The organism is Wolbachia endosymbiont of Bemisia tabaci (genome assembly GCF_003999585.1).
GTDB lineage: Bacteria > Pseudomonadota > Alphaproteobacteria > Rickettsiales > Anaplasmataceae > Wolbachia.
Window position 1 is genome coordinate 253,851 of record NZ_CP016430.1, and the last position, 26,718, is coordinate 280,568.

The 26,718-nt window shown below is 33.7% G+C and carries 18 protein-coding genes, 1 tRNA gene and 3 pseudogenes; 8 read left to right on the plus strand and 14 right to left on the minus strand.

Features of this window, described 5'->3' with window-relative positions:
- Positions 1-109 precede the first annotated feature (109 nt).
- Complete coding sequence (locus BBB02_RS06320; RefSeq protein WP_245970153.1) at positions 110-292, plus strand: helix-turn-helix domain-containing protein; 183 nt, start codon at positions 110-112, stop codon at positions 290-292.
- Positions 293-639: 347 nt separating this feature from the next.
- The gene (locus tag BBB02_RS01165; protein ID WP_127463689.1) at positions 640-1,980 is read left to right on the plus strand and encodes an ankyrin repeat domain-containing protein; all 1,341 of its coding nucleotides are present in this window, start codon (positions 640-642) and stop codon (positions 1,978-1,980) included.
- Between the two features lie 806 nt (positions 1,981-2,786).
- Here BBB02_RS01165 and BBB02_RS01175 read toward each other — a convergent pair.
- Positions 2,787-3,817: pseudogene (locus BBB02_RS01175) on the minus strand (class I SAM-dependent methyltransferase).
- Between the two features lie 95 nt (positions 3,818-3,912).
- Between BBB02_RS01175 and BBB02_RS01180 the strand changes: the two are divergent.
- On the plus strand, positions 3,913-4,284 hold the full coding sequence (locus BBB02_RS01180; protein ID WP_127463690.1) for a hypothetical protein: 372 nt from the start codon (positions 3,913-3,915) through the stop codon (positions 4,282-4,284).
- Positions 4,285-4,566 (plus strand): DUF2610 domain-containing protein, encoded by a 282-nt coding sequence (locus BBB02_RS01185; protein WP_127463691.1) that lies wholly within the window; start codon positions 4,285-4,287, stop codon positions 4,564-4,566. It abuts the gene before it with no gap.
- Positions 4,567-4,576: 10 nt separating this feature from the next.
- On the opposite strand, the gene dapD is transcribed toward BBB02_RS01185, so the two are convergent.
- Complete coding sequence (gene dapD, locus BBB02_RS01190; protein WP_127463692.1) at positions 4,577-5,419, minus strand: 2,3,4,5-tetrahydropyridine-2,6-dicarboxylate N-succinyltransferase; 843 nt, start codon at positions 5,417-5,419, stop codon at positions 4,577-4,579.
- 38 nt (positions 5,420-5,457) lie between these two features.
- On the opposite strand from dapD, the gene BBB02_RS01195 reads away from it, so the two are divergent.
- Both BBB02_RS01195 and sdhA read left to right on the plus strand, forming a co-directional pair.
- Positions 5,458-5,868 (plus strand): zinc-ribbon domain-containing protein, encoded by a 411-nt coding sequence (locus tag BBB02_RS01195; RefSeq protein WP_127463693.1) that lies wholly within the window; start codon positions 5,458-5,460, stop codon positions 5,866-5,868.
- 208 nt (positions 5,869-6,076) lie between these two features.
- Positions 6,077-7,959 (plus strand): annotated as a pseudogene (gene sdhA / locus BBB02_RS01200) (succinate dehydrogenase flavoprotein subunit).
- Here sdhA and BBB02_RS01205 read toward each other — a convergent pair.
- The 9 genes and pseudogenes from BBB02_RS01205 to rpmE form a co-directional block, all read right to left on the minus strand.
- Positions 7,931-10,567, minus strand: coding sequence for an ankyrin repeat domain-containing protein (locus BBB02_RS01205; protein ID WP_127463694.1), 2,637 nt, complete (start codon positions 10,565-10,567; stop codon positions 7,931-7,933). The pseudogene sdhA and the gene BBB02_RS01205 overlap by 29 nt on opposite strands.
- A gap of 250 nt (positions 10,568-10,817) precedes the next feature.
- Positions 10,818-11,426 (minus strand): guanylate kinase, encoded by a 609-nt coding sequence (gene gmk, locus BBB02_RS01210; RefSeq protein ID WP_127463695.1) that lies wholly within the window; start codon positions 11,424-11,426, stop codon positions 10,818-10,820.
- A gap of 35 nt (positions 11,427-11,461) precedes the next feature.
- A complete protein-coding gene (locus tag BBB02_RS01215) occupies positions 11,462-13,231 on the minus strand; it encodes a pentapeptide repeat-containing protein (RefSeq protein ID WP_127463696.1) in 1,770 nt (589 codons plus the stop codon).
- Entirely contained in the window at positions 13,215-14,189 is a 975-nt protein-coding gene (locus tag BBB02_RS01220; protein ID WP_127463697.1) for an ankyrin repeat domain-containing protein, read from the minus strand. Before BBB02_RS01220 ends, BBB02_RS01215 begins: the two co-directional genes overlap by 17 nt.
- Before the next feature lie 661 nt (positions 14,190-14,850).
- Positions 14,851-15,811 (minus strand): annotated as a pseudogene (locus BBB02_RS01225) (aspartate carbamoyltransferase catalytic subunit).
- Positions 15,812-15,886: 75 nt separating this feature from the next.
- Complete coding sequence (locus BBB02_RS01230; RefSeq protein WP_127463698.1) at positions 15,887-16,903, minus strand: extracellular solute-binding protein; 1,017 nt, start codon at positions 16,901-16,903, stop codon at positions 15,887-15,889.
- Between the two features lie 89 nt (positions 16,904-16,992).
- On the minus strand, positions 16,993-18,468 hold the full coding sequence (locus BBB02_RS01235) for a hypothetical protein (protein WP_127463699.1): 1,476 nt from the start codon (positions 18,466-18,468) through the stop codon (positions 16,993-16,995).
- 83 nt (positions 18,469-18,551) lie between these two features.
- Entirely contained in the window at positions 18,552-19,340 is a 789-nt protein-coding gene (locus BBB02_RS01240; protein ID WP_127463700.1) for an NAD kinase, read from the minus strand.
- Between the two features lie 21 nt (positions 19,341-19,361).
- On the minus strand, positions 19,362-19,574 hold the full coding sequence (gene rpmE, locus BBB02_RS01245; protein WP_006013575.1) for a 50S ribosomal protein L31: 213 nt from the start codon (positions 19,572-19,574) through the stop codon (positions 19,362-19,364).
- 125 nt (positions 19,575-19,699) lie between these two features.
- On the opposite strand from rpmE, the gene fabD reads away from it, so the two are divergent.
- Positions 19,700-20,659: an ACP S-malonyltransferase gene (fabD, locus tag BBB02_RS01250; RefSeq protein WP_179948520.1), complete on the plus strand. Its 960-nt coding sequence runs from the start codon at positions 19,700-19,702 to the stop codon at positions 20,657-20,659.
- Between the two features lie 607 nt (positions 20,660-21,266).
- On the opposite strand, the gene gpmI is transcribed toward fabD, so the two are convergent.
- Positions 21,267-22,775, minus strand: coding sequence for a 2,3-bisphosphoglycerate-independent phosphoglycerate mutase (gene gpmI, locus BBB02_RS01255; RefSeq protein WP_127463702.1), 1,509 nt, complete (start codon positions 22,773-22,775; stop codon positions 21,267-21,269).
- A 198-nt stretch (positions 22,776-22,973) separates the two neighbouring features.
- Between gpmI and BBB02_RS01260 the strand changes: the two genes are divergently transcribed.
- Positions 22,974-23,708, plus strand: coding sequence for a leucine-rich repeat domain-containing protein (locus tag BBB02_RS01260; RefSeq protein ID WP_127463703.1), 735 nt, complete (start codon positions 22,974-22,976; stop codon positions 23,706-23,708).
- A gap of 87 nt (positions 23,709-23,795) precedes the next feature.
- Here the strand turns inward: BBB02_RS01260 and BBB02_RS01265 are convergent.
- Positions 23,796-23,867: transfer RNA gene (locus BBB02_RS01265), tRNA-Asn, on the minus strand.
- 244 nt (positions 23,868-24,111) lie between these two features.
- Complete coding sequence (gene alaS / locus BBB02_RS01270; RefSeq protein WP_127463704.1) at positions 24,112-26,655, minus strand: alanine--tRNA ligase; 2,544 nt, start codon at positions 26,653-26,655, stop codon at positions 24,112-24,114.
- Positions 26,656-26,718 lie beyond the last annotated feature (63 nt).

Here is a 26,718-nt window from a genome sequence, read left to right on the forward strand (position 1 = left end):
AGATCAAATAGAAATTTGGATTTGCAGTAGTTTATAGACCTTATTACAATTGCAAAGGATAAATTCTAGGGTCAAACTACGTCTGAGTTAGATAAAACTATACAAAGAGTTGGGTCATGCAGGAAAGGTATGTCAGCATTATGGTATTTCACGTTTTACCTTACGTAAATGGTACAAACGTTATGAAGAGTTAGGTGAAAAAGGGTTAGTAGATCTCAGTAGTAAGCCTAAAACTTCACCTTTGCAAAAGATCAATGAATCAGATGAACAGCTTATTCTTCATCTAAGATAAACTAGAAAGCTAGGGGCAAGGCGTATTCAAACCGAGTTAAGACGTCTATATGATTTATCCTTGTCATTGGCTACTATACACAAAATTTTCAAAAAACATGATGTAAGTCTTCTGCATGTTAAACGTCATTATCGCAAACAGGTCAAGCGTTATAACTGTAAAGTACCTGGAGAGCGTGTGCAGATGGATGTGTGCAAAATATCGTCAGGGCTTTATTCAGGAAATTGTGGATTTTAATATATCGGAATTTAGTAACTTCAATAAATTGTGATATATCTCTTACAGATTCATTCAAACTTAATTAAGTGGGAGTATTGTTAATGCGAAAAGGGTTTAATTAAAATGGTATGGCGTGTGAGGAAGACATACATCAATTGGTAGAAAGTGGATTTGATATTAACTCAAAAGATGTAAGCGGAGTCACTCTCTTGCATAAGTTTACAAAAGAAGGCGATTTAGTTGGAGTAAAATCATTATTAGAGCACGAAGCTGACTTTAATGTTGTGGACAACGAAAATAGAAATCCACTGCATTATGCTATTATGCATGGACACAAAAAAATTGCTAAACTTCTTGTTAATCAACTGACAATTAATTCTAGAGATAAAAATGGATTTACTCCACTTCACCTTGCTACACTACAAGATGACACAGAATTAATGGATTTTTTAATAACAAAAGGCGCAAAAATTAATGAAAAAGATGCTGAGGAAGGCTATACTCCTCTTCACATAGCTTCATTATACGGTTCTAAAAAGAGCGTCCAGATTTTAATTGATAGCGGAGCAAATCTTGAATGTGAAGATAACAACTTTCGTACTCCTTTATTTTTGACCATTTATCAATGTACTACACATTATGAAAGTAGAGCAGAGATTATAGAATATCTGATAAAGAAAGGTGCAAACATAGAAGCAAAAGATGCAGAAAATAATACTACGCTTTTTCTAGCAGCATATAACAACAAAATGCAACTGGTAAAGCTTATTGTAAAGCAAGCAAAAGCTAAGTTAAAAGAGTTTATTTGCACAAAAAATAAACATGGTTTTGATGCACTGGATTGCGCTATTAAGCATAATAATAGGCAAATGGTAACATTTCTTGTTTCAAAGGGAATAGAAGCAGATGACCAAGATTGTAGCGGTAACACTAGGTTACATAAAGCTAGCTATAATGGTGATACTAAAGCAGTTAAGTTCTTATTGGAGCTTAAGGTAAACGTTAATGCCGTCACTAGATGCAACAGAACTCCTCTGCTACTTGCAGCTAAAAAAGGCCATGTAGAAATTGTAAGAATGTTGTTAGCAGTAAAAGCCAATATGAATATTTGTGATCAACAAGGTTTTACACCTCTGCATCTTACTATTCAAAAGGATTATTTTGATATAGCTCAGCTATTAATGGAAAAAGGGGCAATTAATTGTAGTAATGATTATACTGCAATAGATATGTTTATTGACAAGGCTCATAGCAAAAAAAATATTGAAGAAAATTACAAAAAATTTTGTAGGTTTTTGATGCTTTACTTGAAAGAGCTACATAGTAAACACAAAGCCTTTTGTGTACTTTTAATCCTAGCTCTAAGCTTAACAATTATAGGTTTACCATTTATTTTCAAGCCTATTATTAAATATAGAGAAAGAAGTAAAATATATAAAAAAATTAGGGCTATGCTGATTTATATTTAAGTATAACAGGAGAACTAAGCTAACATATGACAATTATCTGCTCGATAAAAATGGAATTAAATGTATCCGTTTAGCAGAGTGGCAAAATAAAATAGACAAAACCATAAAAATAAATGGTGTCATGCAATTTGAGCTTCGGCATAGATCCCACATAAATTTTTTGGTACATATTTTTCAACATCAATTTCGTATTCCATTCAAAGAATATTAATATTGGCATATAAGTATGAATATTATGCTAATATAGTTACTTTTTAGGTATACATGGCAAATTTATGCCTGGAAACAGTTTTTCCTACACTTTCTTTATAAAAATCACAGGCGCCTGTTATTAGCTAAAGTAAAGGTCAAGTATCTGGAATTCTGGACATAAAATCCTCCTGTATAAAAAGATTAGAAAAAAAATGCAGCGCACATATGACAGACCGCTGAAAAAGATACGCTACGTTTTTTATTGAAAAGTTAACTGAAAGTCTGCAGACAAAGATAGATTTTGAGCTCTTAAAATATCTCTAATTGTCATTATAATCAGATTCAAAATATGCGGAAGTAATTTTTTTTGACAATAGATTTCTTGCATAACTAAGTGTCATTCCAGCTGGGATCCAACTAAACACTTTACAACGTTTTTTGCGCGAAAAGGCTGGATGCCAGTGTCAGCTACTTGCATGACACATATTTGTTCCTATGATAGTCTTATCTGTCTATCTTATTTTGCTACTCTGCTGAACAGATACGTTTCTTTTACCTTTTTTATTCTGTAAATTTTTTAGTATTTGTATGTTTAACATAAGAACTACACAAGACTACAAATGGTGAATCAGCATTACCTTAAAGAGAGTACCCATATTTTCAGTTAACCTTAAAAATTCACTTAAGATCTTATTCTTCTGTTCATTACTTGCATTTTCCATTAAAGCTTGCGCTCTTTCCTTTATACCAAACAAATATAAAAATTCTCTTTGAGTTAAAATCTCACAATTTAAGTATTTTAATGAATCTTTTAATGCTTGAAAGTTTACAAGTGCAGTAATATCACTGTTACCAATATTTTCAAGAAAATTAGCATACTGATGCTGCCTTATCGATTGCAAAGTGCTCTTGTATGAAGGATATATATAGCCATAATCTATGATCAAAGCAGCTCCTCCATTATTGACTATCTTCTTCTCAAGCTTTCTTAATATTTCAATTCCAGTTAAGCATACTTCTACTACCGCACCATTGAAACCCCCTGTCATTCCAGTCTGGAATCCATTTTTTGGTCTGGTTAAGCACTGGAGTGACAATGAAAGACTGCCATCATCTTGTTTCATCACTCTATTTTCATACCACTGCCCATCACGATAAACAAACTGATCAATTGGAAGAGCATCAAAGAACTCATTTGCAAAAAAAATAGTTGGCTGATTTGGTAAGTTGTTGACATCTGTGTGCCAGTTAATATCTAATCCCTTTAATTTCCCTTTTGTGTTTTCTGTAATAAAATAGGGCTTATCTCAACTAGGTGAATGTTCATTGAGCTAAAAAAACAGCTATATTTTTTGGTGACTCTTATTACATCATGAATGAGTGTTCCTTTACCTGGTCCAAGTTCAACTAGAGAAAATTTTGATGGCTTTCCTAATTTTTCCCATGTATTCATTATCCACACTGCAATTGTTTCACCAAATAGCTGACTAATTTCAGGTGCAGTAATGAAGTCACCATCTTTGCCAAGTGGTAATTTATTCATGTAATAGCCGTACTTTTTATGATATAGAGCAGTGTTCATAAAATCACTGATTGATATTGACCCTTGTCTTTTATCAATTAATTCGTGTATATAAGTGAGCATATTATTAATAAATGTTTAACTATAGCGTGCCATACTATAAAATAGTGGAGTATTTATATATATAATATAAGTTTAAAAGCGATAGTGCTTTGGTTATGAATAGTCAAGATACGGATTATGTTACCCTTATACCTCAGAATGATGGGGTTGAATATAAATTTGAAGAAGTTGTCAATTTTATAGAAAATAAAATTATAGGTGCTGATGGATTAACTTTAGCGGAGGTGTTTCAAGCATTAGTTAAAATGCTGAATGGTGACCTAGAATTGGTCAAAAGAGTACTAGCATGTACTAATATTATGGTAGAGCATGGAATGAAGATGGCGAAAGAGTCACAGCTAAGCAGAGCCGATGTTCTTCGAGCTTTAGAAGGCAAAGAAAGTATGCTCAATAGACAAGATTTTATCAAAAAACCATCTCTCCCACCTGCTATAAAATCGATTAAAAAGAAAAGTAGAGGTCTTTAAATGACTGCATCCATCAAAAAATTTACTGTACAGTGTGATTTTAAAGGACAAAATTCGCCTTTTGCAATATACATAGGAGATCCAAAGGGTGATACTCATCCAATTCACCATCAAGATTCCTGGCTTGCAAAGGAGCGTGGAGGAAATATACCTAACAAAATTAAAGAAAGTCTGCAAAAATTACACAAGTTATCTCAAGAAAACGGAATTTCTTTTTCAGAATTATGTGCATATGCTATCACTGTAGTTAGCAACAATGATAAAAAAAGTGATAACAAGTAGTGAGATAAGTTTAATCTCTCAATATTTCATTTATAGAGGTCTTTGATCTCGTTTTTTCGTCTACTTTTTTTACTATAACTGCGCAATAGGTTGAAATGTTGTTTTTAGGTGGAGTAGATCCTGGTACAACTACAGAGTAAGGTGGTACTTCACCATAAAATATCTTACTTGTTTCTCTGTCAATAATTTTTGTTGATGCTCCAATAAACACACCCATGCCAAGAACTGATCCTTCTCTTATTATGACACCTTCGGCTACCTCACTGCGCGCTCCAATGAAGCAATTATCTTCTATAATGACTGGAGAAGCTTGAATAGGCTCGAGAACTCCACCTATTCCCACTCCACCGGAAATATGGCAATTTTTTCCTATTTGTGCACAACTACCAATTGTTGACCAAGTGTCTATCATTGTGCCAGAATCAATGTATGCACCAACGTTGATAAAGCTTGGCATTAGAACAACATTTTTACCTATGTAAGCAGATTGGCGGACAAAACACCCAGGAACTGCTCTAATTTTTGATTGGTAAAATTTCTCCTCATTCCATTCACTAAACTTACTACCGATTTTGTCAAACCAGCAATTGGTGTTGTCTATTATTTTGCTTTCCTCAGTGAGGAAATGTAATAATATTGACTGCTTTATCCACTTATGTACTATCCATTCTCCACTTGATAGCTTTTCTGCTACTCTAATTTTACCACTGTCAAGTAACTCAATTACCTCTTTGATTATTAATCTTGCTTCGTGTTTTAGATTATAGTCGTTAAGTTTTTCTTTATCTTTCCAAATATTTTCTATCTCATCTTGTAATTTTTTAGTTGCAAATTTTTCATTTATTATATACATATTGATATCAAATTTATATTATTTTATACGTAAGCACTATGAAAATACAATGTCATAATTGTAATAAAACTTACTTAGTATCTCGTGGGCAAATAGGTGAATCTGGAAGAAAAGTGAAATGTACAAACTGCAATCACATGTGGCATGAGTATCTAAAAGAAATGTCAAGTGAATTGTGCCCTGCTGGTATACAAGAAAAAAAAGCTAACTGGAGGCAAAGTTTAACTCTAGCTTTTGCAACAGTTGCAGGGTTATGCGTTATAATTGTTGGTGGTATCTTTCCAGGAGAGGTAAGTAAGATATATAAAGCAGTTAGTGCATATAAAGATTCAATAAGCCATAAATTAGGATACAAAAAAGTGCAAACGGAAAATTCAAGTGCGAGAGAACTTGTTGTAAATGAGTTTTATCAAGATTACCTTTTTCTATCTAATTTTAGATCTAATTAAATAGGCATAAGTCATCAATGTTATGCAAATAACTACACTTATTCCTTTATGATAGTGTCATTCCAATTTCAGCTACCTTCATGACGCCCTATGATTGTTATTACATCGTTTATTATAGATTTGTTTCAGAAGCTTACATCCAGAAAACTTGTATAGATTTTTTCTACTTCTGTGATATTATAAGCCTGTGATGATAAAATAAGTGGATATGGATAAGTCAGCGTATGAAATCATAGAGCATGAGTATGATGTGGTGATAGTGGGTGCAGGTGGAGCAGGGCTTAGAGCAACACTTGGAATGGCTGCAACTAATTTTTCAGTTGCCTGTATTTCTAAGATTTTCCCTACACGGAGTCATACAGTTGCAGCACAAGGCGGAATTAGTGCAGCCTTGAGCAACATTGCTGAAGATGATTGGCGCTGGCATGCGTATGAAGTCATACAGTTGCAGCGCAAGGCGGAATTAGTGCAGCCTTGAGCAACATTGCTGAAGATGATTGGCGCTGGCATGCGTATGACACAATAAAAGGTTCAGACTGGCTTGGCGATCAAGATGCAATAGAGTATATGTGTAAAAATGCTGCCAAAGCTGTGATTGAACTTGAAAATTTTGGTGTACCCTTTTCTCGTACGGAAGATGGAAAAATATATCAGCGTGCCTTTGGTGGAATGACAACTCACTTTGGTAAAGGAAAATCGGCTCAGCGTACTTGTGCAGCAGCAGATAAAACTGGGCATGCAATTCTTCATACTCTATATCAGCAATGTCTTAAATTTAACGCTGAATTTTTTGTTGAATATTTTGTAATCGATTTGATTATGGACAAAGGGACATGCTGTGGGGTGATAGCTTGGTCGCTGTGTGATGGTACGTTGCATAGATTTCGTGCACATTCTGTGGTAATAGCAACAGGTGGTTATGGACGTGTTTATTTCTCTGCAACAAGTGCACACACCTGCACAGGTGATGGTAATGGCATGGTGGTGAGAGCTGGGTTGCCACTTGAAGATATGGAATTTGTGCAATTTCATCCAACAGGAATATATGGCTCAGGGTGCTTGATGACGGAAGGATGCCGCGGTGAAGGTGGGTACCTCGTTAATTCTCAGGGTGAGAAGTTTATGGAACGTTATGCGCCAAAGGCAAAAGATTTGGCTTCTCGTGATGTAGTAAGTCGAGCAATGACAATTGAAATTAGAGAGGGAAGGGGAGTTGGGCCAAAGAAAGATCACATGTACTTGAATATATCGCATCTTGATCCGGAAGTAATAAAGCTCAGATTACCAGGTATTAGTGAAACAGCAAAAACTTTTGCAGGAGTTGATGTTACTAAAGATCCTATACCTGTTATTCCAACTGTTCACTATAACATGGGAGGTATTCCAACCAACTATCATGGAGAAGTGATCACGTTGCAAAAAGGTAAAGAAGAAGTGGTAGAAGGATTATTTGCAATAGGAGAGGCAGCATGTGTTTCTGTACATGGTGCAAATCGACTAGGTTCCAACTCGCTTCTTGATCTTGTGGTTTTTGGTAGAGCTGCCGCGCTTAGGGCAAAAGAAAAATTGAAACCTGATACACCACATAAAAAATTGCATTCAGACTGCACAGATTTGATAGTAGATAGATTTAATAAAATGAGATTTGCTTCCGGAGAGTTCAAAGTAGCAAAAATACGAAGTGAAATGCAGCACACTATGCAGAAATATGCATCAGTATTCCGTGTTGCTGAAGTTTTAGAGGAAGGTAAAAAAGCTATAAAAGAAGTAGCAAAAATGATGCCTAACATTGCAGTTGAAGATCGCAGTATGATATGGAATAGTGATTTGGTTGAAGCGCTGGAGCTTGCCAATATGATTCCACAAGCAGTTATTACCATGGAATGTGCAGCTAATCGCGAGGAAAGCAGGGGTGCTCATGCTCGTGAAGATTTCCCTAAACGTGATGATAAAAACTGGATGAAGCATACTATAGCATGGCTTAAAGAAGAGAAAAGCCAAGTTAGTGTAGAAATTGACTATAAAAAAGTTGCTGAAAAAACTCTGAGCGATGAGATTGATTTCATCGCCCCGGAAAAGAGAATTTATTAGTTAACCCATCTGGTTTATTTATAAATTGACGTAGTATTGATACATAGCTCATTTGAGTAGCTGGGCTTTCTTTATGCTCCGATTGATTTGACGATCTTTGTACTTCTTGCTCTGCTGAGTTGTTAGCTAAATTTTGTTGTTCAGTAATATTTTCAGGTTGTTTTGCAGCTAGGTGATCATCTTTACGGCTTTGCTTATTGTTGGTTAATTCCTTAACAGACTTCCTAATGTCGCTAAGTCCCAAAGTGAATATCAGACAGACCACTCCTGTTATAGCTATGATGGGTAACGCTGCTCCAATTGCAATTTGTCCTTGGAAGCAAGAAAGTGTTACCATTGTAATAATAGTAGTTGCTACTGTGATTGCTAACAATACACTAGCTCTCCTGCCCGGATCAATGCATTTCCATGCAGCTTTTAGGCCATCTCCTGTTTTGTGTAGAATATGCTGACATTTTTTTGAAAAAGTTCTAACGTTATATTTTTTTTCAAGTTTTTTCCTTAGTTCTTTAGCTTTTACCTTTCCTTCTTGTGGAGTTTTTGAGTAATTTTCTAAATTACGTAAAGTGCAATAATATTTTTCAGTATGAAATTCTCGATCTTTTAGTTTCAGAGAACGGGAATCAGCACCTATTTCTAGCATCTTTGCACAAAACTTTGTTGTATTGTCGTACTTTTTCCCTAGATCAAAAATTGTTTTCATTTGCGAAAGGTGGTTGCCTTTTTCTGCTTTTTTTGTTAATGATACTTGTAGCGGTGTTCTTCCTTCTTCGTTAATGGCCTTTATGGCCTTACCTAACTGATCTTCAGATATTTCTTTTTCTTTTACTAAACTGGAAATCAACTCCAAGCATGCAACCTTTTGTTCTCCTTTTAGCGAAGCAATATAGTGCAAAGCATTATTACCCTCTTTGTCTTGAGCAGTAATGTCTGCACTATTTTGGAGAAATAACTCTAAGGCTTTATATCTATTTGTTTTTTCAAATTTTTTATCTGTACATGATCGATCTTCATTTTTTTCTTTTATATACTGGAATAAATAATAAAGAGGTGTTTGTTTTGCTGTATTTTCAGCATTTATAGCTTTTTTAAACTGTGCTTTAAGATACTCTTTTTCTTCCTCCTTACTTACATTTAATATTATATTTGAAAATTCAAACTTTCGTTTTTGATTATTACCCTCTTTGTCTTGAGCAGTAATGTCTGCACTATTTTGGAGAAATAACTCTAAGGCTTTATATCTATTTGTTTTTTCAAATTTTTTATCTGTACATGATCGATCTTCATTTTTTTCTTTTATATGCTGGAATAAATAATAAAGAGGTGTTTGTTTTGCTGTATTTTCAGCATTTATAGCTTTTTTAAACTGTGCTTTAAGATACTCTTTTTCTTCCTCCTTACTTACATTTAATATTATATTTGAAAATTCAAACTTTCGTTTTTGCTTTAATTCTAAAACTATTAGATGTAAAGCATTATTACCATCTGTATCTTTCAGGCTAATATCTGCTCCTTTTTGCAATAACTCCTTAAAGGATTTCTCATCTTTATTTTTAATTGCTAAATGTAATTGATAATTATCATTACTATCTGGAGTATTTATGGTATGTGGTATAATTTCTTTAATTTTTGTTCTTATTTCTGATTTTAACTCAGGTTTCTTTACTGACTTTGCTAATTTTTCTAGGAAATCACAATAGTATGTCTTTTGTTCTTCTTTTAAGTATTGTAATTCTTTTGTAGATAATCCTAAATTGTCAGAGCTGGCTCCATACTCTAGTAATTTTATAAGAAACTTAAGTGTGTTATCGTTATCTTGGATTGTGTGAGAATCATGTTTCCCTTTTATTATCTTGTTAATTAGTGCTACCTGAAAAGGAGTCTTTCCTTCTTGATTTTCACTATCAACAAGTTGTGCTAAATTTTTCTCGTTAGCTATTTTTATCAAGGTATCTAGAAACTTAAGCTTTTGTTTCTTTTTGAGCGATGCAATAAGGTGTAAAATATTATTTCCTTTTTCATCTGTTATGCCAATGACATTTGTGCAATCTTTTAGGTATTTTCTAAATTTCCTGTTGTTTCCATTTTGGATTGCATTTAGTAATTGAACGTCATTATCAGAATCCGATATTCCGTTTATTCCATCTTCAAAATCGCTATCAGAATCTGATATTCCGCTCATTTCATCTTCACAATCGCTACCGTAGCCACTGTCTTGTTCATTGTACCTACTCAAACAACTTTTAGTGATTTCAGAAATTACTTGGTTTTTTGTTTCATTTGATATTCTTTTCGATCGTTCTATTACTTCACCTAGCACTGGAAGGAAGCACTGGATATAATATCTGTGATATTTTTCCTGTTCTCTAAGCGATTCTTCTAATTTAGTTAATACTTCAGGACTAGCGCCTTCCTTAAATAACCTTTTACATTCCTTGAGTGTTCCATCTCGACTTCTTGGTTTTTCATGCTTATGTTTTTCTTTTTTTACCTTTCTCTCTATAATATTATACAATTGCTTGTCTTTTTTATCTTGTTTTTTATTTTTGTTTATACATTTGTCTAGTTTATTTGCATTACTAACTAATACACTTGAATCTATAACCATATAAAAACCTCAATATTAAAGCTATTTGGCGTTAGCGCTTCAACTAACAACCTATTGAATTGGACTTTTAAATTGAGCTAGATGTTATCGAAATATAGGTGGAAAGCTAGTTTCTATTAGAAAATCTGTTGTCATAATCAAATCCCCACTTTAGCACTTGTCTACTATTTTAACTATTTTATCTTAAAAAATAATAAATGTGGCTAAACTGTGAAGCGTGAATGCTGCTAAAAGAGATAAATAAATATTTTTATAGATCTTTCGGGCTTTGTTTTTCTTCTAATTTTTTAATCCTTTCTTTATTTAGTATTGATTTTATCTCTTCTACGCTTTTATCAAGATTATCATTAATTATTACGTAATCATATTTATTACTTTTACTTATCTCTTTTTGCGCTTCGGCTAATCTACGCTCTATTTCAATTTCATCATCACTATTACGCCTTTGTAGACGCAGTCTAAGCTCTTCCATTGAGGGAGGTAGTATAAAAACACTTACAACTTTTTCTCTTAAGATTTCAAACAAATGAAATGCTCCTTGCCAATCTATATTCAGTAAAACACTTATTCCACTGCTCAGGTTTTGTTCTATAAAATCTTTTGGTATACCATAAAAATTCTCAAAAACTTTAGCATATTCAAGCATTTGACCAGCCTTACATAGTTCGTGAAACTTTTCTTCAGTAAAGAAAAAATAGTCTTTTCCGTTTACTTCACCGGGACGAGGTTTGCGTGTAGTCATAGAAACAGACATAACTAAATCAGTTGATTGCTCAAGTAATTTTTCTGATATAGTAGTTTTTCCAGCTCCAGAAGGAGAGGATAGAATCAGTAGTATGCCCTCATTTTTTACGGTCATTTTTCTTTATTTAACAAGTACATTATAGAGCTTTTTTAAGACTTTGTATTTTTTGAGTCAAAGTTTAAAAGGCTAGAGCCTTCTAAATTAGAATTTGATGATAAATTGGCATCAATAAGAGAGGAATTATCAAAGACAGTATAACGTAAATCGGCTTTTTCAAGATTTGCCTTATTCAAATTAACGTTTACAAACTTTGCTCTGCTTAATATTGAATTAGAAAAAATAGCATTTTCTAAATTCATATCCTTAAACTCAAAGTAAGAATAATTTACATCAAATTTTTTGCCCTGCGATATTTTCTCTTGCAGATCTTTAATTGAAGTTATAGCACTCTCTAGATCTGTAATTTTGCTCTGTCCCTGATTGTCAATCAAAATTGAATTATCAAATTTGCAATCTGTTAAATGAATATCAGCAATTGAACTTTTATATATGCTTGAAGAGAGGAAAGAGACATCACTCACTGTTGAATTACTCAAATTGCTAAGAAAAAAACTAGTCTTTCTAAAGGCATTATCATAAAACACGGAGGATTTGAAATCACTTTCAATAAAGTTTGAATTAGTGACTTTTGACTTAGACCAGCTCGAATTATCAGCTAATAATTTGAAGAATATTGAATTTTCTATCTCACTCGAATCCATATTATAGTGGGAAAGAGTACTATTATAAATTTGAGAGTCTTGAATTTTTGTCTTATACATTGAAGTTGTAGAAAGATCTGAATCTTCTATTTTTGCAGAGGTAAACAATGAATGATCAAAGAACGAACCACTCATGTCAGAATTCACAACTTTAGTATTATGAAACTTTCCATGACAAATGTTAGCGTTATAGGTGTTAACTTTATACAATTCACTAAAACTAAAATCAATATTAGATAAGTCAGCATCCTGAAGGTCTGATTCGAAAACATATGCATGTTTTATCTTGGAACCATTTAGTATAGATTTAATGAAGTTTGAATTATCCCCTTTCACATAGGAAATTTGTGAATTGATTAAATTGGCTTTTTCAAAGTTACTATCAACTATAATAGAAGCATTAAAATAGGCGTTCGAAAGATTGCTACCTGTAAAATCCGATTTTTTTATTTCTGCACCATATATGTTAGCATTTTTTAATGAAGAAAATTGTACCTTGAGCTTATGTGCATCCACTCCAAAGAAACTTGCGTTGTCGAAATTATTTTTCTGCATAACAGTGTCGTTTATTTCACTATCACTAAAATTGATGTAGCTGGCACTTGAGTTTGATAAATTGGAGAAATTCATTTTTACATTCAAAAACTTGGTATGCAAACCAATTATATTACGTATACTTACTTTGTTGAGATTAGAATTGATAAAATCAGCATAACTGATATTAGACTGATCAAATATGATATCTGTTAAATTTGTAGAAGCAAATTTTGAAAAACTTAAATTTGTGCCTTTTATTTTAACGCCATGTAAATTAGCATTGGAAAAATTGGCACCACGTAAATCAACATCGATAAAAGACACATCTGATAAATCGGTGTTAGAAAAATCGGCACCAATTAAACTTACTCCATCAAAAATAGATTTGCTTAAATACAATTGACTAAAATTAGCCCCATTTAAATTAGGGCCAAAACCTTTCTTAAAATCTTGTGGAACCCCTGCTTTGTTGCACTGTACTAAAAACTTAGCAAAATCTTTTGTATTGTAAGATACGTATTTTATATCGTGCAGAGCGCTTAAAAAATCATTGATTGCATCATCTCCATAGCATAAATGACCAACTAAAATTAATATCAAAAGTCTAATTATCTTTTGCATCGCAGGTACTTTCTTTCGTTTTTATAGCAAAGTTATACATCTCTGAGTTTTCTTGATTGTTTATTTCTTTATCCTCTAAAAGATATGGCATCATTTCAGCAATTGCATTTATTATGTTGATCTGATTCCTTTCGATTGCTATTTCAATAGGGGACTTAAAATTATTATCAACTACTCTAGGATCAGCACCTTGTAATAAGAGAAAGCGAACTGTGTCTATTTGACCTTGTTTCACTGCATAAATTAGAGGAGTATCACCCAATTTATTTCTAAATCTTAGTATTTCTTGAATTGTTAATCCAATTTTTTCTAGCTTATTTATTACTCCTCTTAGACAAATTAAGTTGCCCTTCTTGATGCAGTAAAAAAATTGCTTACTGTAATCATCAGTAAATATAGTTTTAGGAAGGTGCTCATTTAAGCTATCATATTGTCTTTTATATATAGACTTGCTTTTATGTTTTTTTATTTCTTTGTTTAGCTTTGTCCATTTTTCGCTTTTTTCATTTTTTTTGTTCACAGGTGTTATATTGTCAGGCTGTTCTTCTTTCTTTTTCTCTGTTAATTGGCTTGTTGAAAGTTCGGTGTCTTTTTTGCTAATCTCCTCTTCAGGCTGTAGGTTTGTTTGATTATTGTGACTGATTTTCTTCTCTTCAGGTTCTTCTTTTTTTTCTTCTGATAAAGGACTTATTGAAAATTCGGTATCTTTTATATTAGTCTCCTCTTCAGACTGTAGGTTTGTTTGATTACTTGAAGGTACTTCTTCATTGATTACATTTGTTGGGTCTGTGCTTTCTTTGAGTTCGCTCAGAAGCGGAGAAGTTTTTTCAGCATCAGTGTTGCTTTTCGATACGTCTTCTTGATTTATACTGCTTTCATTTTTATTTTCTTCAGGCTGTTCTGCAGCAAGCAGGTTAGATATAACAATTAATAATATGAAGAATGCTTTATATTTCATAAACATTGCAAATATAGGCTTAATTAAAATGATACTATAATCAAATGATTAATCTACAGTAAAAAGTGCTTTAGTTATTGTACAAGTACGATTATGTAAAAATTTATTTTTCTCTTTTATCTAGGTTTTATCTAAAATTGTCATTCGAGTAGCTGACATACAACTGTACGGACATTAAAGAAATCAGTATACAGCTGTATGAACATTGTGGTAATTTGCGTACTAAACAATGTCATCCCAGTGCTCCGACACTGGGATCCATTTTCCATCATCATTAGAAACGTTATATTTTAGCATAACTTTTATGCTCGCAAATTTAACTGGATGCCAATGCTGGCTACTTTTATGACATCTATCATTTTATGTTTATAGTATTTTTTGCAAATAAACGTTCGTAGTTGTAAATTAAATGCAAAAAAATACTTGACACATTTGGTAAGTTGATTATTATCAGTAAAGATGAGGTTATTTTAGAGCTCGAAATCCACCTTATCCAAGTCTGCAGACTTTTCAATTAATTTTTCAACAAAAATATAGCACAGTCTACTTCAGTGCGTACACGTACGCTTAATTTCTGTCATAAGGTGTGTTACATTTTTCTAAATCTTTTCTTTATAGGAGGGTCATTATGTCTAAAATTCCTTAAACATTAATTTTTAACTTAAACATTTATTAAATAGTGCAGTACTGCCTTACGCGTTGCTAATCCAAACTTTACTTGCTGTAAAATAACACAATCTGCTATATCATTGCTAATTTCGATACCTCTATTTATTGGTCCTGGGTGCATAACAATTGCATCTGGTTTTGCGTGCGATAGTTTTTGTGCATCAAGTCCATACAAGTGAAAATATTCTTTTTCTGAATAATTATTATTCATGCGCTCTTTTTGCAACCTTAAAAGCATAATTACGTCAGCATCCTTTATACCTTCAGTTAGTGAGTAGTGAAGTGAATCTACTTCAGAAAAATGTTTACACATCAAAGCTGGTGGTGCAACTAAGCTTATTTTTGCTCCAAACATTTTTAGCAATCTTATATTTGATCTTGCAACTCTAAGCTGGTGGTGCAATTAAGCTTATTTTTGCTCCAAACATTTTTAGCAATCTTATATTTGATCTTGCAACTCTACTGTGCAAAATATCTCCACATATCACAATTTTGAGGTTTTTTATTTGCTTTTTATAACTGATAATTACGAGATAATCTGCAAGAGCTTGAGTTGGATGTTCACTGCTTCCATCGCCTGCGTTGATTAGCGAGCAGTTGACATACTTTGCCAATGTATTAATAATACCACTACTTTTATGCCTGATTATCATATAGTCAGGATTCATTGCATTTAGTGTTTTTATCATATCTTTTAGATCTTCCCCTTTGTTAATAGAAGAAGATTTTATTGGTAAAGTTATAACATTTGCTCCAAGGCTTTTTGCTGCTATTTCAAAAGATGCGAGCGTACGTGTTGAATCTTCAAAGAATAGGTTTATGACTATTTTATTTTTCAGAATATGACTATTTTCAACTTTTTCTTCAAGGTATTGGTTGGCTAATTTAGTTATATTTTCTACATCACCGATTGTGAGGTCTGAGATATTTAATAAATTCCCTCTCTTGTCCATAGCTCCTTTTTTGAGCTTATTCTACTTTCTTAATTTCAATTACACAACTGTAAAGTAGAAGGAAGCTATAAAATTTTATTTCCACTTACATTCATCTGCTATCATAACAGCCTCAAAGAGATGCTCCTCAAGCTCACTTATAGGCAGAGTACTTTGTAGGTAATTTCCCCAAGATTTTAACACATCAGAAATTTCAATAGCTTCAACAATAGGATATTCTTGATTCTTTTTAGCATATAGCTCTTGAGCCTGTTTGCTTACAAAAAACTCCAATAAAGCTATGGCATTTTCTCTGTGTTTTGCGTTTTTTGTTACTGCTGCACCACTAATATTCACCATTACACCATCACTCGGAAAGAAAGCTCCTAACTTTTCTGTGATATTCTTTTTATTTTCTGATGAAAGGATTCTTGCAAAGTAGTAGCTATTTACTATTGCAACATTGCCTTCACCAGCGGCTACAGCATAAATTTGATCTGTGTCACCACCGCTTGGTTTTCTTGCCATGTTGCTTACAATTCCACTCACCCACTCTTTTGTTTTTTCAAAACCATTTTTTGCAATCATAAAAGCGATCAATGATCGGTTATATGGACTTGTGGAAGAGCGTACTAATATTTTCCCTTTCCATTTTTCATTCGCTAAATCTTCATAGGTACTTAATTCCTTAGGATCTACTGATTCTTTATTGTAAACCAATATTCTAGCTCTTTTTGTGAGACCAAACCAATAATCTTCATTATCTCTAAATTTTGCAGGTATGGCATTTTTTAGAGTCTCTGAATCCACTTGAGATAAGAGCCCTCTTTTTTTCGCTAAAATCAAATTTACCGCATCTGCAGTTAAAAACAAATCAGCTTCACCACCATTTTCCATGCGTGAAAGCAATTGGGAATAATCGTCAATGATATAACGTACCTTGATGCCAGTGGTTTTTGTAAAATCATCAAACAAACTATGTACTAATTCTTCTTTACGTGATGAATAAACGTTTACTACTTGTGAATCATCAGTTCCGCTATTTTTATATAAAAAATTAACGACTATCAATATAAATGCCACTAAAGGTATAAATACTAAAGCTTTTTTCATAAACAAACCCCTTTAGCTTAAAGTACTCAAATAGCGAGGCCTTAGCAAGTATAAAAATTCCAATCAATGGACATTGTAGGAGATTTATTTCATCCACCTATACTATAGATAGCATCCTTATAATTGTGAGATTGAACTACAACCTGCTCAAGCGTTAAACTGCTGCGTTTAGCGTCTTTACTATGATTTTCTCCAAGAACATTTGTTCTTTCTCGTTTTATTTCCTCAATGAATTTCCCATTAACATTTTTAGGATCAATCGTTTCTTCAGAATATACAAGATTAGTGCAATTTGTTTTTCTATAGTAATGCACGCCAACACACACAGCTAATAATGCAACTATAACTAAGCCTGTAAGTGGTAATAATCTTATGTTATTGATCAAAGGATTCTGGTAAAATTTTTGTATATTATTAACACCACCTTCCATATACAGCAATAAAGGGAGCGATATATTTGCAGCAACTACGGCAGTTAATAATGCAGTAAATAGTGGCCTATTATTAATTACGGACTCTATTTTATTAGTTTTACTGATTACTTTTTCATCAATATTGACGAAGCCTTTTTTAGATTCCCAAGCATTAAGTACAAAATTTGAATGAGTGCCATTGCTATATTCCAGTCTTACAGACTTTATAACTTTACCTTCTGGCTGGTCCATCAAAACATTATCTAAAACTTCATCTGCATTTTTTACTTGAGTTTGATATTCTTTGGTATTTACAAACTGTTTTATTCCAAGCAGCATTGGGCTAATTGCAAACAATGAAGCAACTGCAATAATCGGTACGATGGTATATAGCGGACTGTTTGTAAAGAACGCAATAAATTTTGCTTTATCTTGTAAATATACTAAAGCTGTAGATGTGCCAAGCACGATAGCGGCCGCACCAAAAATTACAACGCCTTTCTGCTGCATGGCATATTGCGCTTTGGGCCAGAATCTGTTTTTTTGCAGTTTAGATTTGCTGTTTGTAGGCGAAGATTCTTGAGAACTACTTCTGCTCGTGTATGATGGCGGAGAAGTTGAAGGTGTATCGCTATGCTGACTAAACTTTTTAAGAAGATTTTTTTCACTTTCATCCCTATTCCATGGTTGATCAAATACTGTTTCTTGAGAAGGTGATCTGCTTAGAGTTGGATGTTGACTATTTGTTTCATTATCAGTTTTAGAACTATCTTCTGGAGTTTTTTTATTTTTATCTATGGATGCATAAATAGTACTTCCTGGTTCATCGTGAACTGACCCACTTGAAGTAGGTAAATTCAACTCTGCATAAGGAGATTCTTCTAATCTATTTGGACTTTGTGGTATATCAAGTTGTGAATCTGGATTTCTCGGTGGAAGAGTAGGTGATATTTCATCAAGTTGTGAAGCTTGATTTTGTGTCAGAGTCGGTGACGATGTATCTGATGCTTCTTCAAATGGATTTGTGTTTTTGCCATCTTGTTTTAGAGTGCTTGTTCTGGGAGTTGGTATTGGTGAAGTTGCTGCACTATTTTCACTTACCGTTGTATGAGAAACCATTGTGACGTTATCTTTATTTCCTGATCCAGGCATATTCGCTCCAAAATTAATTACAATGTTATGTTGATTACGCTATAGTTATTAAGATATAGTGAATACTAATTTAAGAATAAATATTAGTATAAGAACTGCTGATCAAAGATCCTTTCATTCAAAGGGCAATCTTTGTCAAAAAGTAGAGTGACTGTATTTTCGTGATCTTTCTGTATTTTTACCTGCGATATATCGTGAAATTCTTTATAATCTGATACTACAAGTGCTGGACGATTTTTCACATCATTGATATCAATTTGCACTATTGTATCATTTGAGATTAATGCTCCATTCCAACGCCTTGGGTAGTAGCTATTAATGGAAGTCAGTGCAAGTAAATTTGAATTAAGTGGTAAGATTGGCCCACCGGCAGAGAAGTTATATGCAGTGCTACCTGTTGGGGTAGACAATATAATTCCATCTCCTCTGAATTTTTCTACTTTTAGCTTATTATTAATGGTAATATTCATCTCCACTATTTGATTTGCATTTCTAAAGACATACACTTCATTTACTGCGATGTAATGGTGTTTTTTGCCACTTATGTCTGTGGCTTCCATTTTTAGTAAAGTTAGCTGAGTAGGAACTGCATGTTCTATATGATCAATTAGATCTTCAAAACATTTATTCATTAAAAACCCGACGTTGCCGGTATTTATTATTCCATATACATATATATCTTTATTTCCTATGACGTAGTTGTGTAGGGTGCGTAGCATAAAACCATCGCCACCAACAACTATCAGCAGATCAACTTCATGTTTACCTGCTTCTGCTATATTGATAAAATTGAGTTTCTGCAGTAGTTTAGATACTTCCTGAGACTTGGGTAACGAAGAAGCAATATAGCCTACATTTTTATATTTATACATGTTAAATAAAGAGGGGAGGAACTAAAAAAGACTCCCGTATTTATCATTAAACTTAGCTATTTTACTATCCTTCTCCCCTGAACCGCTTGTCAAACTTCCAGTCCATGCAGGATGAGTAAGAGGATCTCTATCAAGCTTTATTCTTTGACCTTCTTTTCCATAAGTGGAATAAGTTTCAAACTCTTGACCATCTGTCATAACTATAGTAACTTTGTGATAATCGATTTCTGCCATTGTTCTTACAAATTTCTTACCAGCTAAGATTTTAGTGAATCTGGTTCATTTGGTCAATCATTATTGTGAAATATTGACAAAAAATAAATAAAGTAGTATTCTCAATGAAGAATGAAAAAATTTTTATGATTTTTGCTTTTCCTGGTCAGGGCTCCCAATTTGTAGGAATGGGAAAGAGCTTATATGATGAATTTTCAGTTGCAAGGAACGTATTTGATGAAGTAGATGACATATTGGGTAGAAAGCTGTCTCATTTGATTTTCAATGGCCCTATTGAGAAATTAACCATCACGGAAAACGCTCAGCCAGCTATAATGGCAGTGTCAATTGCAACGCTACGTGTTATGAAGCACGTATTTGGTGAATCTCTTTACAGCGTTCAGTATGTTTGTGGGCATTCAGTTGGCGAGTATACAGCGCTGTGTGCTGCAGGGGCATTGACGCTTGAGTCTGCAGTCAAATTGCTAAAAGTTCGTAGCGAAGCAATGCATGAAGCTTCACTAAAATGCAAAGGTGGAATGTTTGCTCTACTTGGAGCAGAAATAAGTGAAGTAGAAGGTATATTAAAATCAGCTCAAATTGATTGTGAAATTGCAAACGATAATGGTGGTGGGCAGGTAGTGGTGAGTGGTACTGCAGAGTCTCTTGAGGTCTTACCTGATTTATTCAAAAACTCAAGTGTCAAGAAAATGATAAAATTACAAGTTAGTGGGCCTTTTCACTCATCTTTTATGAAGCCTGCTGATGAAAAACTTCTGGAATTTTTAAAAAGCATCAACATAACTCGCCCTTCGATTCCTTTTGTATCAAACGTTACAGCTAAGAAAGAAAGTGATCCAGAGATCATAAGAGCTTTGCTCGCTAAGCAAGTTGTAAGTAGAGTAAGATGGAGAGAGATGGTTTTATATATGATAAGCCATGGCACTAATAAGTTTGTTGAAGTTGGCCCTAACAAAGTTTTATCTAATCTAGTTAAAAGAATTGATCAGTCTATCAGTGTAAAAAATATAGATAATATTGGTGATATTAATAGCTTCTTTGATGAATCATTAGTACTAACAGCGAAAAATTTAAAAGTGAGTTAGACTGTATCTATTTGGTATTACCCAAGTAGTATGGTATGGATATTAAGTCGCTTCTTTGTTGTCATTCCAGCGCGTGACGCTGGAATCCATTATACTCCGTAAATTTAACTGGATGCCAGTGTCTGGGCACTGGCATGACACCTACTTCTTTCTGGTGCTTCCTTTCTTGTCATTTAAGTAGCCTTTATCTTATCATTTCAGTGCTTGATACTGGTTTTTCATGATCATCAAAACATCGATTACTTTTATACTCATAAATTTAACTGGATCCCAGTACTGGGATGACATCGGCGGTTGATGTACTATTTCCTTGCAATGCAGAAAGCCTATTTATTACACAATCAACGAACTACCTGTCATTTCGTTTGGTTTCTTAATTCCAAGTAGCTGTAAAATAGTAGGAGCGATATCGTATAACTCCTATGATGTCATTCCAGTGCTTGACACTGGAATCCAGACTGTTATGCAATTCCATCAAAAATGTTCATTTTAACATAATACTTTTATGCTTGTCAACTCAGCTTACAATCAAAATTCCTGGATCCCAGTATTGGGATGACATCGGCGGTTGATGTACTATTTCCTTGCAATGCAGAAAGCCTATTTATTACACAATTAATGAACTACCTGTTATCTCATTTGGCTTTTTGAGTCCAAGTAGCTGTAAAATAGTAGGGGCAATATCAGATAATCTTCCATCTCTTAATTTTAGATTATTATAAGAATCAGAACATACGATAAATGGCACTTTACTTAAAGTGTGAGCTGTGTGAGGTGTATTATTTTCTTCATCGAACATACATTCTACATTGCCATGGTCTGCTGTAATAATGAGTGCAGTGTTACCCACTTCTTTGATAACGTTGAGTACTTTTGCAAGGCAATCATCTACAGCGAGCACAGCTTGCTCAGCTGCTTTTATGTTACCTGTATGTCCTACCATATCAGGGTTAGCGTAGTTTACAACTATCAGCACAAATTCTTGAGAATGAATTTTTTTTACAAGTTCTTCTGTGAGCTCAAAGGCTGACATTTTAGGCTGCAAATCATAAGTTTTAACTTTTGGTGAAGGAATGAGTATTCTTTCTTCGCCAGGAAAAGGTTCTTCTCTTCCGCAATTAAAAAAGAAAGTCACATGCGCATATTTCTCAGTTTCAGCAATGCGCAGTTGCCGTAATTTATTGTCTTCTATTATCTGTCCCAAAGTGTTGGCAAAAGATTCAGGAGGAAAAAGACAGGGAATTTTTATTAAATCCGCTTTGTATTGCATCATACTTAGAATTGAAGAAAATTTTGCTACCTTAGCGTAATCTGTTTTGCCTAGTAAAATACTTGCCAATTGTATCATTCGATCAGCACGAAAGTTAGCCAGTAGTAGTCCATCTTCTGGTTTTATACCTTGATAATCGCCTATTATTGCGGGCCTGATAAATTCATCGGTTATATTATTTTGATAATTTTCATCAATGAGCGATACTGCATCATCATAACGAGGCGCCTTTGCAAATGCGATGGCTTCATAAGCTTCAATTGTTCTTTCCCACCTATTATCACGGTCCATAGCATAATAACGCCCAGAGATAGTGGAGATTCTTATATCATTTTCCTTTATGCTTTCTGTAAATTCTTGAATGCATCTTTTCCCTGAATTTGGCAGTGTGTCTCTGCCATCTAAAAATGCGTGTATTACAACTTTAATTCCGCGCTGTGATATTTTGTTTGCTAAAGATGAAATGTGCTTTTGATGCGAATGAACACCGCCATCTGATATCAATCCCATTATATGGCATATGCTATTCTTACTTTTTAGATCATTAATAAAATTCTGTAGATTTGCATTATTTTCTATCGTTTCGATTGCTTGATTAATACGCTGAAGGCTTTGCATTACCACTCTACCGCTACCAATATTCATGTGACCAACTTCTGAATTGCCTATTTGGTCTTCTGGTAATCCAACATCAGTTCCACAGGCAGATAAACTGCACTTTGGATAATTAGAGCTAATATGTTGCCAACAAGGTGGATTTGAATTGCTAATAGCGTTGTATTTACTATTTTCTATTCCATTACCCCAGCCATCTAATATACATAAAACGACTGATTTAAAGTTCATATAAAAATTAACATCGAAACCCTCAATGGTACCAAAAAAAATAAATTCTTCTCACAACTTTTGTGTTAAAATAAGAGATAGAAAAAGCTGCTTGGAGGCAATGGTATATGAGGTTTTTCATAAAATATTTTATTAAAGTGATTGACAGTTGCTGAAGTGTTTACTAAAACACTTGTATAGCTTTAATAGTGAGGTTAAATGAGCTCTAGCCAATATATAAAAGGTAATACTTTAGCAACATCAGGTGCTATAATTAATGTTGATAGATTAGTAAACTTTTTAAAAAGCAATACAAACATTACAAGACTTATTTTACGATATTCAAAAATTAATTATGAAGGTATAAAAGAACTAGCTAAGCTTGCACATCTTACTTCACTTGATCTGAGTTGCAATTGTGTTGGTACAGAAGGTGCAAAGGTTTTAGCAAGCGGAAATCTTACAAATCTTACTTCACTTGATTTAGGAGGAAACGAAATTGGTGATGAAGGTACAGAGGCTTTAGCCAGTGGAAATCTTACAAGTCTTACTGAGCTTAAATTATATGATAATAAAATTGGCGATAGGGGGGCAAAAGCTTTAGCGAGTGGAAATCTTACAAATCTTACTTTGCTTAGTTTAGGATGGAATGAAATCAGTGACAAAGGTGCGGAAGTTTTAGCGAGTGGAAATCTTACAAATCTTATTACACTTAAAGTATATGATAACAGCATTAATTACAGAGGTGCACAGACTTTGGCGAGTGGAAATTTGGTGCGTCTTACTTCGCTCATTTACAATTATTGCAGTATTGATGAAACATTGCCAAAAAATGTCCTTCCTCAATTAAAAAGGAAATGTAATAAAAGAAAAATAGGAGAGGAGCCAGATAGCAAGCTAAGTGAAGCGCAGACATCTTTGCATTTTGACAGTAAAGGCTTTAAAACTATATAACTTCACACGTTTTGTCTGTTTAAGAGACAAAAAAAAGGTAGTGAATTTTGGGCTAAAAGTGAAATGTACAGATTGTATAAAACAGTGCTCCCCGGGCCGGATTCGAACCAGCGACCAATTGGTTAACAGCCAACTGCTCTACCACTGAGCTACCGAGGAATAAACCACCTTCAACTTATCATATTGAACGTAGATTGTAAATGATTTTTATCTAGACTTTAAACCCAACTGATCATGTTCTGCTAGCTTTCCCTTAGTTGTAACCCCAGTTATGGATTAGAAAGTAGAATTAATAAAGAGAGGAATACTCAAGTATTTTAGCAATAATTAAGAGGTTATCCATGAAGAAAGATACAAGAATACCTGAAATTACTATGCCAGAAATACTTACTATAATCTTACTTTACCACCGTACAAAAATTTCAAGTTTTTTTTTATTACAGCTTGTTTGGGCAAGTTCGGCATTTCCACCGCAATCCCTTCTGGTTACAGTAGATACTAGCTCTTTTGCATTGATCTTATTAGTTAAATCTTTACTTACTTTGACAATCAAAACTGTTTTATCCTTTTCTGTTACCATGAAGGCTATTACAGTTTTCGGTTTTTGTTGCTGTAGAGCAAATTCCCTTATTATACTTCCTGGAACGTTATTGAAAGTGTGGCTTACGAAATTTATTCCATTGATTTCGGTACTTTTTACAGTTTCTATACTGATAAGCTTTTTATAAAGATTTTTTGTTTTGACTTCAAATTCTTTGCGCTCCTGGCTTAAAATACTGAGTCGACTTATTATTTCATTTACTGGTGCTTTTACGCATTCTGCAACTTTTTTTAAGCTAATTTCGTTATTGCGTACATAATTAATTGCTTCTTGACCGGTTAAAGCTTCAATTCTTCTTACTCGAGATGCAACGGAACATTCTGCTACTATCTTAAACAAACCAATTTCTCCGGTACGCTCCACGTGTGTACCACCACATAATTCTTTTGAATCTCCAATTTTTACAACCCTAACCTTATCACCATATTTTTCACCAAATAAGGCCATGGCTCCTTCGTCTATTGCCTCATCCATACCTTGAATTTTTGTGGACGTAGAAAGATTTTCTCTGATTAGAGAGTTTACTATATCTTCTACTGAAGACAGCTGATCCTGAGTGACTGGCTTATTGTGATTAAAGTCAAATCTTAGTCTATTTGGTGCGACTAGAGAACCTTTTTGAGTAACGTGATCACCTAAGATTTTTCTGAGTGCAAAGTGTAGAAGATGTGTAGCTGAATGATTTCTTCTTAAGTCTTGTCTTCTTTTTTTGTTAATACTAGCTGTAACTGTGTGACCTTTACAAATTGAGCCGACGCACCTGTGCAAATACAGGTCGTTAATCTTGTTGGTATTTTCCACTGTTAACGTACTTCCATCAGACTTTATAAAATTTCCAGTATCTCCCACCTGTCCTCCTGACTCACCATAAAAAGGTGTTTTATCAAGTATAATAGTTATCTTTTCTCCTTCTTTTGCAGAATCAATTACTTCATTTTTAGAGGAAATTATTGCTAGTATTGTTGCATCCTTTACTTCATCACGCTCATAACCAACAAATTCTGTTTTGCCAAACTGATCAATTAAATTAAACCATACTTGTTCAACAGACTTTTCACCAGATCCAGTCCAATTAGCACGTGCTCTTTCTTTTTGCTCTTTCATTGCATTATCAAAACCTTTTTGGTCAAAATTTATTTTCCTTTCTTTCAAAATATCAAGTGTGATATCCAAGGGAAATCCATAAGTGTCATATAGTTTGAATGCTGATTCTCCAGATAGAGTGTCACCTGATTTTAAATCTGCAGTGAATTTGTCCAAGAGATTAATGCCTTTCATTAAAGTGTCTTTAAAGTTTTCTTCCTCTGATTTTAACGTTGTTTCTATTAAGCTTTTAGCTCTGATTAGCTCTGGATAAGCATCTCCCATATAAGCCAAACTTGTGCCATCTATGAGTGCAGGAAAAACAAGGTTCAATAGAGAATCATTATATCCAAGTAGGTGGATATAGCGTGCTGCTCTTCTGATCAATCTGCGTAGTACATAATTTCTTCCTTCATTTCCAGGAAGCACTCCTTCTGCGATGAGAAATGCAGCTGCACGAAGGTGATCTGCGATAATCTTATGAGCTACTTTATTTTCCGTATTTCCACAGTACTCTTGCGATTTACTTACCAGAGCAGAAAATAGGTCAATATCATAGTTATCATGAACGTTCTGCATAACAGCTGCTATTCTTTCAAGGCCCATTCCGGTATCGATGCATTTTTTTGGTAATTTTTGTAAATTACCTTCTTCATCTTTATTAAATTCCATGAACACCAGGTTCCAAATTTCAACAATTCTGTCGTCTTCATGCAAATCCTGATTTGCATGATCGTAAAAGATTTCAGAACATGGGCCACATGGACCAGTATTGCCCATGCTCCAAAAGTTATCATCTGTTGTAATTCTTATGATTTTATCATCTGAAAAGCCACTTATCTTACGCCAAATTTCGTATGCTTCATCATCAGTGTGGTAAACAGTTATGGATAGTCTGTTTTTATCAAGAGACAATTCTTCAGTAATAAATTTCCACGCAAATTCTATCGCAGTTTCTTTAAAGTAATTACCAAAGCTAAAATTTCCGAGCATTTCAAAAAATGTGTGATGCCGAGATGTATAGCCAACATTTTCAAGATCATTGTGTTTACCACCTGCTCTGAGACACTTTTGACTTGAGACGGCACGTTTCATTTCAGTTTTTTGCGTGCCGGTAAAGATGTTTTTGAACTGTACCATACCAGCATTTGTAAACATGAGTGTTGGATCATGCTCTGGAATCAAAGGAGAAGAAGGAACTTGCTCATGATTATTATTTACAAAAAATTTTATAAATCTTTCTCTAATTTCGTTTAGCTTCATCGTTTTTACTGAGGTTATCTATGCATAATAAGTTGTAACAGAAGTAAAATCAATTTATCAATC